This is a genomic window from Pseudomonas sp. BE134, assembly GCF_031456105.1.
GTDB lineage: Bacteria > Pseudomonadota > Gammaproteobacteria > Pseudomonadales > Pseudomonadaceae > Aquipseudomonas.
In genome coordinates, this window is record NZ_JAVDUA010000009.1 from 1 (window position 1) to 13,520 (window position 13,520).

General features: G+C 53.5%; 14 protein-coding genes and 1 pseudogene. 6 read left to right on the forward strand and 9 right to left on the reverse strand.

Annotation, left to right across the window (positions count from 1 at the left end; all coding sequences use genetic code 11):
* Nucleotides 1-181 precede the first annotated feature (181 nt).
* On the forward strand, nucleotides 182-1,126 hold the full coding sequence (locus J2Y56_RS09500) for a LysR family transcriptional regulator (protein WP_310349866.1): 945 nt from the start codon (nucleotides 182-184) through the stop codon (nucleotides 1,124-1,126).
* A gap of 22 nt (nucleotides 1,127-1,148) precedes the next feature.
* On the opposite strand, the gene J2Y56_RS09505 is transcribed toward J2Y56_RS09500, so the two are convergent.
* The 4 genes from J2Y56_RS09505 to J2Y56_RS09520 all read right to left on the reverse strand — a co-directional run bounded on the left by J2Y56_RS09505 (nucleotide 1,149) and on the right by J2Y56_RS09520 (nucleotide 7,465).
* Entirely contained in the window at nucleotides 1,149-2,753 is a 1,605-nt protein-coding gene (locus tag J2Y56_RS09505) for an aldehyde dehydrogenase (NADP(+)) (protein WP_310349868.1), read from the reverse strand.
* 69 nt (nucleotides 2,754-2,822) lie between these two features.
* Nucleotides 2,823-4,481 carry a thiamine pyrophosphate-binding protein gene (locus J2Y56_RS09510; protein ID WP_310349869.1) on the reverse strand — a complete coding sequence of 553 codons (1,659 nt, stop codon included), beginning with the start codon at nucleotides 4,479-4,481 and terminating at the stop codon, nucleotides 2,823-2,825.
* Nucleotides 4,474-5,715, reverse strand: coding sequence for an MFS transporter (locus J2Y56_RS09515; protein WP_310349871.1), 1,242 nt, complete (start codon nucleotides 5,713-5,715; stop codon nucleotides 4,474-4,476). Before J2Y56_RS09515 ends, J2Y56_RS09510 begins: the two co-directional genes overlap by 8 nt.
* Nucleotides 5,716-6,916: 1,201 nt before the next feature.
* Nucleotides 6,917-7,465, reverse strand: coding sequence for a hypothetical protein (locus J2Y56_RS09520; RefSeq protein ID WP_310349873.1), 549 nt, complete (start codon nucleotides 7,463-7,465; stop codon nucleotides 6,917-6,919).
* Between the two features lie 358 nt (nucleotides 7,466-7,823).
* On the opposite strand from J2Y56_RS09520, the pseudogene J2Y56_RS09525 reads away from it, so the two are divergent.
* Nucleotides 7,824-7,976: pseudogene (locus J2Y56_RS09525) on the forward strand (deoxyribonuclease I); the annotation flags it as partial.
* Here J2Y56_RS09525 and J2Y56_RS09530 read toward each other — a convergent pair.
* Nucleotides 7,923-8,051: a hypothetical protein gene (locus tag J2Y56_RS09530; protein WP_310349985.1), complete on the reverse strand. Its 129-nt coding sequence runs from the start codon at nucleotides 8,049-8,051 to the stop codon at nucleotides 7,923-7,925. The pseudogene J2Y56_RS09525 and the gene J2Y56_RS09530 overlap by 54 nt on opposite strands.
* A 153-nt stretch (nucleotides 8,052-8,204) precedes the next feature.
* Between J2Y56_RS09530 and J2Y56_RS09535 the strand changes: the two genes are divergently transcribed.
* From J2Y56_RS09535 to J2Y56_RS09545, 3 genes are all read left to right on the forward strand, one after another.
* Nucleotides 8,205-8,486: a hypothetical protein gene (locus J2Y56_RS09535; RefSeq protein WP_310349874.1), complete on the forward strand. Its 282-nt coding sequence runs from the start codon at nucleotides 8,205-8,207 to the stop codon at nucleotides 8,484-8,486.
* A gap of 63 nt (nucleotides 8,487-8,549) precedes the next feature.
* Nucleotides 8,550-8,792 carry an AbrB/MazE/SpoVT family DNA-binding domain-containing protein gene (locus tag J2Y56_RS09540; protein ID WP_310349875.1) on the forward strand — a complete coding sequence of 81 codons (243 nt, stop codon included), beginning with the start codon at nucleotides 8,550-8,552 and terminating at the stop codon, nucleotides 8,790-8,792.
* Between the two features lie 32 nt (nucleotides 8,793-8,824).
* A complete protein-coding gene (locus J2Y56_RS09545; RefSeq protein ID WP_007945084.1) occupies nucleotides 8,825-9,487 on the forward strand; it encodes a histidine phosphatase family protein in 663 nt (220 codons plus the stop codon).
* Nucleotides 9,488-9,503: 16 nt separating this feature from the next.
* On the opposite strand, the gene J2Y56_RS09550 is transcribed toward J2Y56_RS09545, so the two are convergent.
* Nucleotides 9,504-9,869 (reverse strand): hypothetical protein, encoded by a 366-nt coding sequence (locus J2Y56_RS09550; protein WP_081502777.1) that lies wholly within the window; start codon nucleotides 9,867-9,869, stop codon nucleotides 9,504-9,506.
* A 507-nt stretch (nucleotides 9,870-10,376) separates the two neighbouring features.
* On the opposite strand from J2Y56_RS09550, the gene J2Y56_RS09555 reads away from it, so the two are divergent.
* A complete protein-coding gene (locus J2Y56_RS09555; protein ID WP_007945082.1) occupies nucleotides 10,377-11,063 on the forward strand; it encodes a helix-turn-helix domain-containing protein in 687 nt (228 codons plus the stop codon).
* 62 nt (nucleotides 11,064-11,125) lie between these two features.
* Here J2Y56_RS09555 and J2Y56_RS09560 read toward each other — a convergent pair whose 3' ends face one another.
* The 3 genes from J2Y56_RS09560 to J2Y56_RS09570 all read right to left on the reverse strand — a co-directional run bounded on the left by J2Y56_RS09560 (nucleotide 11,126) and on the right by J2Y56_RS09570 (nucleotide 13,475).
* The gene (locus J2Y56_RS09560; protein WP_081502776.1) at nucleotides 11,126-11,635 is read right to left on the reverse strand and encodes a hypothetical protein; all 510 of its coding nucleotides are present in this window, start codon (nucleotides 11,633-11,635) and stop codon (nucleotides 11,126-11,128) included.
* Between the two features lie 356 nt (nucleotides 11,636-11,991).
* A complete protein-coding gene (locus tag J2Y56_RS28435) occupies nucleotides 11,992-12,192 on the reverse strand; it encodes a hypothetical protein (protein WP_007945080.1) in 201 nt (66 codons plus the stop codon).
* A gap of 350 nt (nucleotides 12,193-12,542) precedes the next feature.
* Nucleotides 12,543-13,475, reverse strand: a complete 933-nt coding sequence (locus J2Y56_RS09570) for an NADPH:quinone oxidoreductase family protein (protein WP_310349980.1) — start codon at nucleotides 13,473-13,475, stop codon at nucleotides 12,543-12,545.
* Between the last annotated feature and the right edge of the window lie 45 nt (nucleotides 13,476-13,520).

Below are 13,520 nucleotides of genomic sequence, written 5' to 3' on the forward strand. Positions count from 1 at the left end.
CACTCTTATCGTTGCTGTTAGTCATAAACATAACCGTTTGCCTATCCCTTATCGTAAGGGGGAAACGGTGTCCTGTCTTTCATGGGGCTCGTTCATACCTGATATGCGCTCTGGGGATGTAGCAGATCGTTCAGAATGACCTTCAACGTGACCAAGACCTCTCACTGCATTTGGAGACCGTATGAACTCAGATGATCTTGCCCTTTTTGCGCAAGTGGTCAAAAGCGCAAGTATTTCCCGTGCGGCGTTGGCTTTAGGTGCCGACCAATCGACGATAAGCCGGCGTATCGGTCTATTGGAGGCAGATCTTGGGGTTCGTCTTTTCCATCGCAGCGGGCGTGGCGTTACGCTTACCGACCGTGGCCAGCAATTGTTGGGTTTTGCTACCCAAATGAACGAAACGCTGGCCGAGGCAGAAAGAGTAATGCGAGAAAGTGTCGAGCATGGCCCAGTCAAATTATGCATCGCTGCCCAGCCCACCATCGCGCGCATATTATTTGGCCGGATTGGTCACGCGTTGAAGGCACGCTATCCACTGACACAGTTGCATTTTGTCGAAGGACTAGCAGCTGACATCTTGAATCGCCTGAGCGAAGGTTCAGTGGACATCGCCCTTTTGTACTTGCCGGAACATCCAGGCGCGCTGCAGTTCGACCCACTGTTGAGTGAAGGCGTGCAGTTGATCACCCCTGGAGACTATCCACTGGAGGGCGACTCCATCGCCGTACGTGATCTGGGGGAAATTCCCTTGATACTTCCGAGTACGCACCACGGCTTGCGTCTGCTTGTGGAGTCTCTCGCTGGGCGATACGGCTTTACGACAAACATCGCTTTGGAATGCGACGGATCGATTTCAATCACCAAACAGTTAGTGCTCGAAAAATGTGGTTGCACGGTTTTACCGGCTGCTGCAGTGATGGAGGAGATTAAAATAGGGCGACTGAAGAGCTATCGATTGGAAGAGCCGGATGTCAGTCGAACCGTAGCAATCGTGTGGCCCAAAAACAGGACGACTGCCGACGGGCTTTGGGAGGTTACCCAGATCATCCGCCAGCATGCTGCTGCGATGGTTGAGCAAGGGATGTGGCCGGGGGCATCTCTGGTTTCGGTACCAGTCAGTCCTTGACTGGCACCCCTCGCTTTCTCTTCTAACGGGTTTGTATAGCGTCAACGGGTAACGCAGTCCTGCTCACATCCCCGTCCACCAGTCGTAGTATTCCCAACGGATTGCTGTTCTGTAATGCCTCAGGAAGCAACGAATCCGGGTAGTTCTGGAAACAAATTGGTCTCAGAAAGCGGTCGATAGATAAGCTGCCTACCGAGGTGCTGCGTGGGTCAGAAGTCGCTGGATACGGCCCTCCATGCACCATCGCTTCGCAGACTTCAACACCTGTCGGATACCCATTGACGAGAATTCGACCAACCTTTTGCTGCAGTGAATCGGCGAGCCAGCGGTACTCAAGTAACTCGTCGGCTTCGGCTATTAGGGTCGCCGTCAATTGCCCGCGCAGGCCCTGCAGAGCTGCCTCAAGCTGAGTATTGTCTTCGACTTCGATTACGACAGTCGTCGGCCCAAACACCTCTTCTTGGAGTAATGCATCGTCTTTGAGCAGCAAGCCGACTTCAGCCATGAACAGTTGCGGTTGAGCCTGATCCCCCACCTGCGATTTGCCCGCCAAGTGCGTCAACCCTGGATGTTCGTGCAGCTCGTTGATGCCTTGGATGTAACTGGCCAAAGCACCTGTATTGAGCATGGTTTGAGCCGGTTGAGCCTGCATGTTGGCAACCAACATTTGGATGAACGCCGTGAACTGCGGAGATCGAAGGCCAATCACCAAGCCTGGGTTAGTGCAAAACTGACCACAGCCCATCGTCACCGAACCCGCCAGTTGAGCCGCGATTTGTTCGCCGCGCACATTTAAGGCATCAGGCAGTAGAAACACTGGATTGATACTCGACATTTCGGCAAATACCGGTATAGGTTGCGGCCTGCTTGCAGCCATGTGGCTGAGTGCATTGCCTCCCTTGAGCGATCCGGTAAAACCTACAGCTCGAATCGCAGGGTGCTTCACCAGCCACTCTCCTACCCCGCCGCCATAAATCATATTGAATACACCCTCTGGCATTCCGGTGCGTAGCGCGGCGCGGATGATAGCGTCCGCCACCCACTCAGCAGTCGCCATGTGCCCGCTATGCGCTTTGAAAACCACAGGGCACCCAGCAGCCAGTGCCGAAGCGGTGTCACCACCGGCCGTGGAGAAGGCCAATGGGAAGTTACTCGCGCCAAATACAGCTACTGGCCCCAGACCGATCCTACACTGTCGGATATCTGGGCGCGGTGTCGGCTGGCGATGCGGCAACGCACGGTCGATCCTTGCTCCGTAAAAATCACCTCGCCGCAACACTTTGGCGAACAATCGCATCTGGCCGCTGGTACGTCCGCGCTCACCTTGGATGCGTCCAGGTGGCAGTGCAGTTTCGCGGCACACGGTGTTTATAAAATCTTCGCCTAACGCATCGATCTCATCGGCAATGGCATCGAGAAATTGCGCGCGCTTTTCAGCGCTGAGGTTGCGAAAGATTGGGAAAGCTGCGGCTGCAGATTTGGCAGCGGCGTCGACTTCTGATTCTACAGCTTGCGAAAACTTTACCGGCAGCGGCTCTCCGGTGGTGGCGTCGAAGCTTTGCAGTAGCACTGTACCCTCAGCGCTACGCAGACTGCCGATATAGTTGTGTCCTAGCAATATTGTCATAACTGATTCCTTACCCGGGCAAAATTCACCGGTGAACTTTCCTGCGAGACCAACTGGCAGGGGCGCACTTCAATCCAATCGGGATTGAGGAGTGATTTGCTTCGGGTCGACCCGCAGCTCTATCAATGAAGCGACACCCGCTTGCTGTGCACGCTGAAAAGCTGCAGCGAAGTCCTCTGTACGTTCGACAAGCTCAGCATGTGCGCCAAACGACTTGGCGAAGGCAATGAAATCAGGGTTCGTCAACTCCGTGGCCGAGACACGACCAGGGTACTCGCGTTCCTGATGCATGCGGATTGTCGCCAGCATGCCGTTGTTCACCACGATCACGATGATTGGCGCTTTGAACTGCATCGCCGTCGCCAGCTCTTGCGGATACATCATGAAGCAGCCGTCACCCGCAAAGCACACCACGGTACGTTCGGGAGCGTGCAACTTCGCGGCGATAGCGGCAGGTAACCCGTAGCCCATTGCGCCGTTGGTTGGAGCAAGTTCTGTTGCGGGCTGACGATAACGGTAAAAGCGGTGCACCCATACCGTGTAATTACCGGCGCCGTTAGTGATGATTGAATTGTCCGGCAGCACCTTATTGAGGTGAGCCATCACCGCCCCCATGTCGACGCCCGCTAATTGCGGATGCGGCTGCGGCGGTGTGGAATGATCAATGTAATCAGCGCGAGCGGCAGCGCGCCATTCTTGCCACGCCCTACCATCAACTGGCTGAAGCTTTTCAGTGGCCGCAGTGAAACCGCGCATCGATGACAGGATCGGCAACTCCGCCTGATATACGCGGTTCAGCTCTTCTGGGTCGGGGTGAACATGTATTAGCAACTGATGAGGCATCGGGCTCTCGATCAGCGCATAGCCTTGAGACACCGTTTCACTCAAACGGGAGCCAACCACCAATAACAGGTCAGCGTTTTTTACTCGCTCCAGCAATTTCGGCGAAGTGCCGAGTCCAAGCTGACCGACATAGTGCGGATCCCGGTTGTCCAACAGATCCTGACGTCGGAATGATGCAGCTACTGGCAGGTCGTTTGCTTCAACGAAACGCTGGAAAGATAGAGTCGCTTCTAGATCCCACCCAGTGCCGCCGACGATCACCAGCGGTCTCTTTGATGCAGCCAGGAGCGTGTGTAGCATGGGCATTGATGATGGATCCGGAGCACCCTGCGCAATACGAACAGCTGGTGCATCAACAATTTGCGCGGCACCAAACAAGACCTCTTCCGGCAACCCAATTACTACTGGGCCGGGACGGCCAGACATGGCGATGCTGAATGCCTTGCTCACAATCTCGGGTATGCGTTCGATGCTGTCGATTTCGGTAGCCCATTTTGCCAAGCCGCCAAACATCTGCGCGTAGTCAACTTCCTGAAACGCTTCGCGCCCCTTAAAGCGGCTTTCGATCTGCCCGACGAACAAAATCATAGGTGTTGAGTCTTGCTTCGCCGTGTGCACTCCGTTGCTGGCATGTGTGGCACCAGGGCCCCGCGTGACAAAGCAGATGCCAGGACGTCCGGTTAACTTTCCGTAAGCGTCGGCCATGTTCGAGGCGGCGCCTTCATGCCGTGTGACAATTGTGCGAATCGATGGCGTATCGCACAGTGCATCGAGTACTGGTAGGTAGCTTTCACCAGGTACGCAGTAAAGGGTATCGACGGCATTGCGCAGCAAAGCTTCAACGAGGATCTGGCCGCCATTACGCGGTTGGATGGAATCAGACATGGATTAAGAGTTCCTGGTTACGAGTTTCCGGTAGGAAGAGCGCGACGGCAAACACCACAACGTAAGAGCAGGCAGCCCAAACACCGATGGAGGCAGCGAGTCCAAATGAAGCACTGGTCAGGCCCACTCCGGCAGGCACCAGAGCGCCTATTCCTCGACCGAAGTTGTAGGAAAAGCCACCTGCGCTGGCACGAATCTGTGCGGGGAAAAGCTCGGTGAAGCACGCCCCCATCCCAGAGACGATTCCGGACTGGAAAAACCCTAACGGGAATCCCAACAGCAATAAGCCCCACATGGGTAATTGCAGCTGCGTGTAGGCCAAGACAGTCACCATTGCGCCAGCGGCCGATAGCGCGAAAGTCTTCCGACGCCCCAAGGCATCACTGAGATGGGCCATGCAGATATATCCGCAAAACGAACCGAAAATGTTCACCGCCAGATATAAGGTGGTCATGCTGATCGTCAGGCCTTGCGTCTCACGCAAGTACGTCACTAGCCAGGTGAGGATGGTGTAGTTTCCGCCCAAGGCACCTGCGGCCATCATCGAGGCCATTGCAGTGCGCGGTAGAATTTTGGGAGAAAATATCAAAGCAAACGTAGTCCACAGGGATGTCTTTTCACGATATTCGGCTGCTGCCTCGAAGGCCTCAGACTCGTGAATATTGCGACGCATCCACAACACCATGAAACCTGGCAGCAGACCAATCACGAACAGCACACGCCAAGCCGTGTGATCTGGTAGGAGACTGAAAGTCATCCAGTAAGCTAGCGCCGCCAAGGCATAGCCGACGGGCCAACCAGCTTGTACCGAGCCTACGGCACGTCCACGAATACGCTTGTCGACGACTTCACCGATCAACACAGCGCCTGCTGCCCACTCACCACCGAACCCAAGTCCCTGCAAACTGCGAGTCAGCAAAAGCTGGTGAAAAGAATCAGTCAGAGCTGACAAACCTGTAAAAAGCGAGAACCAAAGGATGGCTAGCTTAAGTACTCTGACCCGTCCAATGCGATCAGCCAAGACACCCGCGATAACACCACCAACAGCTGATGAAACCAGTGCGGCTGTCCCAATCACGCCCGCCTCAGCTTTCGTCATTCCCCATACTGCCAATAAAGTCGGGATTACAAACGCGAATAATTGAACATCCATTGCGTCTAATGCCCAGCCCATGAAGCATGCCCAAAATGTTTTACGCTGGTTGGGCGCCATACTGCTGTACCAAGACTGCATACCGATCTCCGTCGCGCTGCTGCGCTTTTGTTTTAGGTATATGGAACGACGCAGGTTGAAGCGCACGCCGTGACTTGATTATGCGAGGAAATCTAAGCTCGCCTAATAGCAAGTCCTGCATACCAGATATGTGAGGTGCCAAGACGATGATGAACACCGAGACTACATAGATGTGCCCGACGGAAGCTGGGGAGGTAGCTGGGCTTGGGTAAAAACAGCTACACGCTGCGCAGAATTGCTCTGTCGCCGAGTGGGATCCATGGAGCGGATTAGATTTATCTCCTCTCGGACTGAAGACACTTGGATGGGTATCAAGGAGAAGCGAGAGGATTGTAAACGCAGGGCAGGAATCGCTTGAGTTGAGGGTGCATGTGGGTCAGATAACAAAATTGCGCGTTAACGAATGCCCAATCGCGCTGGGTTGATCCACAGCTAGCGGTGTTCTACTTTCTTGCTTGTGGTTACGACTGGAGTAGTGGAGGTTGATGTCCTTTGACGAAGTCAGGTTTCGTCTACCTCCGCGGACTTCAATGCATCGAGTCATCAAACCCGTCCCCTCCACCACTGGTAAAATGGTTGGTGGAGGTTTTTCTGGTCGGTGCTGCGGGAAGTCAGTCCGAGTTTTCCGTTCTACAAATAGCGTTTCAGATTAATCGACACGTACTCAGGCCAAAAGGCCATGAGGCACACAAACAAAACCGTGGAACAGAAGCGGAGCAGTTCGTATAAGTCTGCAACAGTTGATGGTATTAATGGGCTGAAAGGTCTTGTTTCAGCACAAAACAAACGCCCCGAACATATCGGGACGTTTGTTGGCGCCTTCGCTAGGGTGTTTTTACACAGCCTGTGAAGGGCCCTTTTGTACTCAACCCAAGACCACTTGGTTAGCTCGTACTTACCCTGGTGGAGTCGAGCCCGACTTTCTAGGCTTATTGCTACGCTGGCCTCTTTCACGGAGGAATCCCAATGTCGAACGCAGATCTACTCCCTTCCCTACTTTTCAAGATCAATCAGAACCAGCTCGCCCTCGAAGCCGCGATCATGGAATTGACGTTGTGGGTCGAACAGCGGGGCTCAGCGGAGATCGCCGGTAACGTTCGTGGAACCGGTGCAAGGCGAACACCCGATTCAGCAGAAACTCGCCGCCTGAAGTCGAATGCTTTTAAGCTGCCCATACACCACTCTTAACGTTAGCTCCGAACTACGCAGCCGGGCATGATGCCAGCTGTCTCTTAACGGTCAGTGCGAGCGATACCGTGAAGAAGAAGTGCGACATAAAGCCACCGATGACGACGACGGGGTCGTAGTAATTCGGATGATTGTCCGAAGCGATGGCGATGGCCACGTGCATCACGATCCATGCGATGACGGCGTAGAACAGCGCGATGAAAGTCGCTTCGTATCCACGACGACGGAAATACGGCCAGACGAGAGCAAACAGGACGCCCCAGCCGATTGCGAAGAAGAAATGAATCGCGGTGCCGAGAAGATAAGCCCAAGGGCCGAGCGCCTCTTGCACCTCCTTGCCGAACACGAGACCTGTCGCGTTGCGCGGAATGCCGGTGAGCGGCATCAGATGCTGCACCCCAACCCAAATCAGGGCCTCGTAAATCCAGATGATTACCGCGCCGGTCAGACCGCCAATAACACCGGCGCGAATTAACGTTCTCAGATTCTCCCTTTCTGAGCTCAAGGCCGAACCCGTGTTAACGTTGTTACCGCTCATGCTGAAGTCTATTTCGTTACTCATGCTTTCACCTTCTTATTTTTGTTAAAAACACCGGTAGGTTTGAACATCGATGCAGACCAGAGAACGCGCCGATAGCCGAACGCTGGGCATGACTATATGCCGCAGGTATCTGCTGCACCTCCGGGAAATCTTTAAGCAGGTATCGATTTTTCTTATCGGGTGATTTTAAGCACTGTATAAGTCTACCTTCCAAGCTGCATGGCTAATTCTATTTGCAACCGTGTTGAGAACCGAGCCAGATAAACTTCCCCTGATGCAGGCGACGGCACCCAGCTACGCAGCCCATCGTGCACCAACACTTTCATACGATTGGCGCAGCTGTTGGCATACAGATACCCTCGCGACAGGGACAGGGACAGGTGTGGTCATTGGTAACCGACAGAGCCAGGTGTACCACCTCTCAATGGGATGTCCTGGCTATGGTCAGGTGTCTGAAAAAAACCAGGTCTCCTTCACGTCAGAATCTGAGGCCCAAGCGGCAGGATATCGAAAGGCAGGCAACTGCAAGTAGTTGCTGCTTGTTGAAAGCTGGTCTCGCAAAACCGATGCCGATGCCGATGCCGATGCCGATGCCGATGCCGAACATTAGGCTGAGACACCCGTCCGGCATTTGCTATTTTCATACCTGATCACATCATTCACCGCAGGCGATTGATGCTAAGGCTTGGATGCCCCATCTCACACTACCAAGCCAATGAGCCAATGAGCCAATCGCTGACTGCCAACTAGGAGTAACAAATTGCTGAACCGTCCCGACAAAGACGCCCTCCGTGCAATGCTGGAATCGCAAGTCCAGGAAAAACTGCAGCACGACCCAGACGCGGTAACGACTTATGCAGCCAAACCTGAACCAGAGCGTAAGCCGTACAGCAGCAAACCCACGGTTCAGGACAAGGCATTTCAGAAGGAGATTGAACAGATGCGTGCAGATGCTGAAGCCGGAGTGATACATACGCCCCAGAGCGAGCCGCAAGACGCGAGCGCTCCTAGCCTTAGGCTTGACGATTATCCGGATCTGTAAAACTTACCACTGAGAATCTACAGGCAGGAGCGACTTGCCGGTTCAAAGCAACGGAGACCACACGTGAAAAAGTCACCTACGAAAATCACCATCGAAGAATGGGATGGTGACGGTGCAATCCGAATTCCCGATGAGGCGCTGCAGGAGCTCGAGCTGGATGTCGGCGACGCGGTGTACCTGATAGAAGAATTTGTCGGCAATGCGCGCTGCCTAGTCTTATCAACGACGCCTCAAATCGCGGATCGAATAGATGAGCTCACTGAATTTTGGAATGACGAACAGCGCGGCACCGCCAAGGACAAGTGAGGTGTTTAGCCAAATCAAACAGAAGGTCTGTGATGAAAATCGCAAGGTTGATACGCCACGCTGAGAGCGCCGCGAACGCGGGCCTTGCCACTACAGCGCCGGACTCAATACCGTTGACCGAAAAAGGCCAGCTTCAAGCTCGGACGCTTGCTGAATCCTTCAAGTCCGCACCCGACCTGATCATCTCCTCCCCCTTCGAACGCGCCATCGCAACGGCACTACCAACAGCAGCGCACTTCCCCCACGTTCCATTCGAACTGTGGCCCGTCGAAGAATTTACGTATTTGAGCCCAAACCGCTTTGCTGGCACTACTCAGACTGACCGACAGCCACACGCACAAAGCTACTGGGAGAACGGTGACGCGGCGATGATTGATGGGCCAGGCGCTGAGTCGTTCGATAGTCTGCTCGGGCGCGTAGATGCGATGCTGGCCAAGCTTGTGGATCACGATGCGAAGGACATCCTAGTCTTCAGTCATGGACAATTCATCAGGGCTGCTGCTTGGCGGATCAAGCATGGAGACCATGCTGGCTCACACGATCTGATGCGCGAGTTTCGGGCCATCGATGTTCGGGAACCGCTTAGAAACTGCTGGGGTTACCATCTTGTGTTTGACGACGGTAGATGGACAGTTGAATACCAAATCGACTCATCTGGCCAAGAGAAATTTATCGACGATTTCTGCACAAGATAACGTTCTCGACTAAACGCTACGCGGCAAGCTCGATGTATCTAGACTCCCCTCCCCCAGTTGCCCCCGACAACCAACCCCAAACGAAGCTCAGAGTGGTGCGTCCTGCGTGATCAACGCCGACCGTGCCACGAGACCAGCCGGCAAGGATCTCACCATCCAAAGTTAAACAGTGAAAAAGGAGCTCAATGGTATTGGGGCCTGTCGCGCGTCCGACTTGATTGCCCATGCGAATCCGGCCACCTTGGTAAGTACTCGAAATGGCATTTTCCTCGACATGGTAATGAAATACTGTGCCTGCACCAGATAGCCCATGGGCGTTATTAGCTACCGTAAATCGACGATTGTTCAAACGCTCGCTGATTTGAGAAAAGTGGATTTCCATATAATGTCGCGTCCTTTAGTCGAGATGTTCCATACCAGCTTTCCATTAGGCCTCGGTTTCAGTCAAGCAGCGCTCAAACTTCGTCAGATATCACATTCCGGCAGCGTGCCAGAAAGCTTGGTGTAGCGCGATTTTACGCATGGTAACAGTCGCAAGGTTGCCATCCTGCACGTGCGCTACGCCAAGCCGGGCTTTGCCCGAATGAGCGACAACAACAATCAACGTCAGGCTCTACCGCGTAGTGAAGACACCACCTGCAAACCCCGCGATCAACCCTCTCGAAAATAACAAAAAAGAATTAGCACATAAATAAATAGTATTTATTGTTATAAACGTACTCAGGTAGTCTCGCCTCATACCGTCATTTATCTCGACAGTGAAGAGCCTTATGAATACGCCTGCCAACCTTATCGATTTCGTCAGTTACCGCAAACGTAAACAGGCTCAGCAGCGGGCGCGTGCCATGTGGGAAATGTATGCTCACAACGCCAGTTTACAGGCATACCCATGGATGCAAGCGACCAACGCTTCCGAGACGCGTCACGCGTGAGCGTGCAGCAACCCTCGCGGTTTCTGGCGAGCGCCGACGAACCCGAAGTGGATTTCAATAACCTGGACTCACTCGATGAAGATCCGATATGTGGGCGGGTTGCACAAAACCTGCAACGCTTGCGCGGCAAGCGGCATCTGTCCCTGGATGCGCTGGCCCGCCAGTGCGGCGTGAGCCGGGCGATGTTGGCGCAAATCGAATCTGGACGCAGTGTGCCCTCCATCAAGGTGCTGTGCAAAATAGCCAAAGGCTTGAAGGTATCGGTGGCCGCGTTTCTTGAGCATCGGGCCCTTGAAGGAGTGGCGGTGCTGTCGGCAAGCAAAAGCAAACGCCTAGTCAGTGCCAGCGGCGATTTTGTCAGTCGGGCGTTGTTTCCGTTCGACATGGCCCGGCAATCGGAGTTTTACGAATTGCGCTTGAGCCCGCTGAGTGAGGACGTCAGCGAAGGCCATGGCCCCGGTGTGCAGGAGAACCTGGTGGTGTCTCAAGGTGTGCTGGAAATCAGCGTCAACGATGAACGCTACCTGCTTTCCACCGGCGACTCGATCCTGTTCTATGCCGACCAGCCCCACCGCTATCGCAATCCGGCTAACAGCGAAGCCGTAGCGTATCTGGTGGTGACGTATCCGGAACGCCTGGACTGAAAACAGGCATTAAAAAGCCCGGCAGGATTAACCCTTTGCCGGGCTTTTTTAATGTCGATGGATCAGCAGGTGCAGCACATCAACGGCATGTTGTTGCAGCTCATCATCATCGGCATGCTGCAGTCGTTCATCATCTTCATCATCAAGGCGCAGCAGTTTTTCATCATGTCCATGTTCATGCCGGCCATCGGCATGATTTTGCACATCATGCAGTCCGCCATCATAGTGCATTCCATCACGCACTTCATCGATGGCATCGGCATGCCCATCATCGGCATTGGCATCATCATGTTCATCATCGGCATGGCCATGGCAGCCTGGGACATGCACATCATGCTCATGTTGCCGCAATGCATCATCATCGGCATGCCGCAGTTCATCATCATCTGCATCATTTCAGCGCTGTTCTTGAACATGGCCATGTCCATGCCAGCGGCCGGCATCATTTTGCACATCATGCCGTCATCCATCATGTCGCAGGTCATGGTCGCCATCATCATCGGCATGCCCATCATCGACATCATCGGCATGTTGGAGCTCATTGGCATTTGCGATTGCATGGGGTTCATCATCGTTTGATTCCCTGAAGGATTGAAGAATTGGATGAGGCTGATGGGGCCTGATTCTAAGGGCTGAAGTACTTGGTACAAGGTGTCCATCAAACAGCGAAAACCAATGCCATAACCGCAATTGCGCACCGATCATTGCACTGCTAAACGCTAAAGCAGCAGAATAGATGCTATAGCCGTCAAATAAAATGCCATCACATAAAAATCATCGTCATGGATATTCGTACAAAATCTTTATAAATAACCGAAAGAAATAATTGATCTAAACGAAGTTAAGTTATTTAAAGCCACTCTGTTATTCCTAAAATTCATCCACCAGACGCTATCAGTTTTTACTGAAATTCAGACCTCCTCCTCAATCAACCTTGTGGTTGCGGGCCTTGGTCGAGGCCAATGTTCAATCCGACATGGTGGTTGGCGCTTCGGTAGACGCTATCAACGTAGCCCTTTGCCGCAAGGCCCGATTCCGATGGCGTCGAAGCGCTCGCCGGATTCTGGCGCCGGCTTTGTAAAACTGACATCTTTCCCCCCTCTTGGATCGATGCCGGTAAACGCATCATGAAGCGAAGCTCCATCCAGTCATGGAATGAGATCTACCACGGCCTCATGCCCGTTGAGATTGATGGATGGCAGCTCACACTCTTCAACGACTGTGACACCCTGGACTACTGCGAGTACTGCAGGTCGCCTGATGGTAGAGTCGGGACACTCGAAGTCTGGCAGTACGACGGAGGGCGTAGAAACTCTGCACCAATAACTGCGGTGTGGTGAAAACTGATCTTATCCATGGTGTGAGCATCTGGAACTCATCTGGCCCATCGCGGCTCGGATCAAGTAGTCAGGCGCATTTCAGCACGTCTGCAGCCTTGTTCGGAGAACCCTTGAATATATTAAGTAAGTGCCATCCACATCAGACATCATTAATTTTGATGACAGTTTTACCAAGACCTTTTCCCGTTAACGCGTACTCAAGCGCTGGGATAAACTCGTCAAATTCAAATTGCTTACCAATAGGCGGGGAAAGGCGGCCTTCTGCAACCCAGCTCAAGAGTTCCTGCAGATGTCCTTCAGCTTTTTCCACTTCGTAGAGAGTAAATTGGCGGACATCCACGCCGACAAGGGAGGCCCCCTTTAGCAGCGGTAAATTTGCACGCAGTGAAGGGATTGGCCCGCCGGTGAACCCTACCACTAGGTGTCTGCCCCCCCAAGTGAGTGATCGAAAAGCCGGCTCAAATAGGGGGCCGCAGACTGGGTCAAACACCACGTTTGGCCCCTTTTGCCCACACAGTTCTTTCACCAATTCACGAAAGTCTACAGCACCTGAATCGAGTACTTGATCTGCTCCCAGCTGCTGCGCGAATGCACGCTTTTCAGGCGAAGACGCTACTGCTATGACCTTCGCTCCAAGACATTTTCCAACTTGGATTGCGGCTGAACCTACCCCACCTGCGGCTCCAATAACGAGAAGTGTTTCACCCGGTTGCAAGTTTCCTCGATCGCGCAATGCGTGCAATGCCGTGACATAATTAACTTTGAATCCCGCAGCTTGAGCGTATTCCATCCCATCTGGTATTTTGACAACGGCGGTATCCACTACCACGGTTTTCTCCGCAAATCCGCCATGTATTTGGGTGATTACTCGATCACCCACTGCAAGGCCAACCACACCATCACCAATAGCTGCAATCTTGCCGCTGGTTTCTTGGCCGGGGACGTGTGGTAATAACGGCTTAACTTGGTAGCGCCCGAGAGACTCCAGTGCGTCTACATATCCTACTCCGCATGCAGCTATTTGGATTAAAACCTCACAAACGCCGGGGGTCGGATCAGGCACTTCCACCATCTTGCAGTTTGACATCCGGAAGTAACGCCGACCCGCCAGCTACAC

Coding starts and splice junctions, on each gene's coding strand:
- J2Y56_RS09505 (WP_310349868.1), bottom strand. CDS start 2,753: ATGACAATATTGCTAGGACACAACTATATCGGCAGTCTGCGTAGCGCT.
- J2Y56_RS09555 (WP_007945082.1), top strand. CDS start 10,377: ATGGATGCAAGCGACCAACGCTTCCGAGACGCGTCACGCGTGAGCGTG.
- J2Y56_RS09560 (WP_081502776.1), bottom strand. CDS start 11,635: ATGATGAACCCCATGCAATCGCAAATGCCAATGAGCTCCAACATGCCG.
- J2Y56_RS09510 (WP_310349869.1), bottom strand. CDS start 4,481: ATGTCTGATTCCATCCAACCGCGTAATGGCGGCCAGATCCTCGTTGAA.
- J2Y56_RS09520 (WP_310349873.1), bottom strand. CDS start 7,465: ATGAGTAACGAAATAGACTTCAGCATGAGCGGTAACAACGTTAACACG.
- J2Y56_RS09530 (WP_310349985.1), bottom strand. CDS start 8,051: ATGTTCGGCATCGGCATCGGCATCGGCATCGGCATCGGCATCGGTTTT.
- J2Y56_RS09515 (WP_310349871.1), bottom strand. CDS start 5,715: ATGCAGTCTTGGTACAGCAGTATGGCGCCCAACCAGCGTAAAACATTT.
- J2Y56_RS09545 (WP_007945084.1), top strand. CDS start 8,825: ATGAAAATCGCAAGGTTGATACGCCACGCTGAGAGCGCCGCGAACGCG.
- J2Y56_RS09550 (WP_081502777.1), bottom strand. CDS start 9,869: ATGGAAATCCACTTTTCTCAAATCAGCGAGCGTTTGAACAATCGTCGA.
- J2Y56_RS09570 (WP_310349980.1), bottom strand. CDS start 13,475: ATGGTGGAAGTGCCTGATCCGACCCCCGGCGTTTGTGAGGTTTTAATC.
- J2Y56_RS09500 (WP_310349866.1), top strand. CDS start 182: ATGAACTCAGATGATCTTGCCCTTTTTGCGCAAGTGGTCAAAAGCGCA.
- J2Y56_RS28435 (WP_007945080.1), bottom strand. CDS start 12,192: ATGATGCGTTTACCGGCATCGATCCAAGAGGGGGGAAAGATGTCAGTT.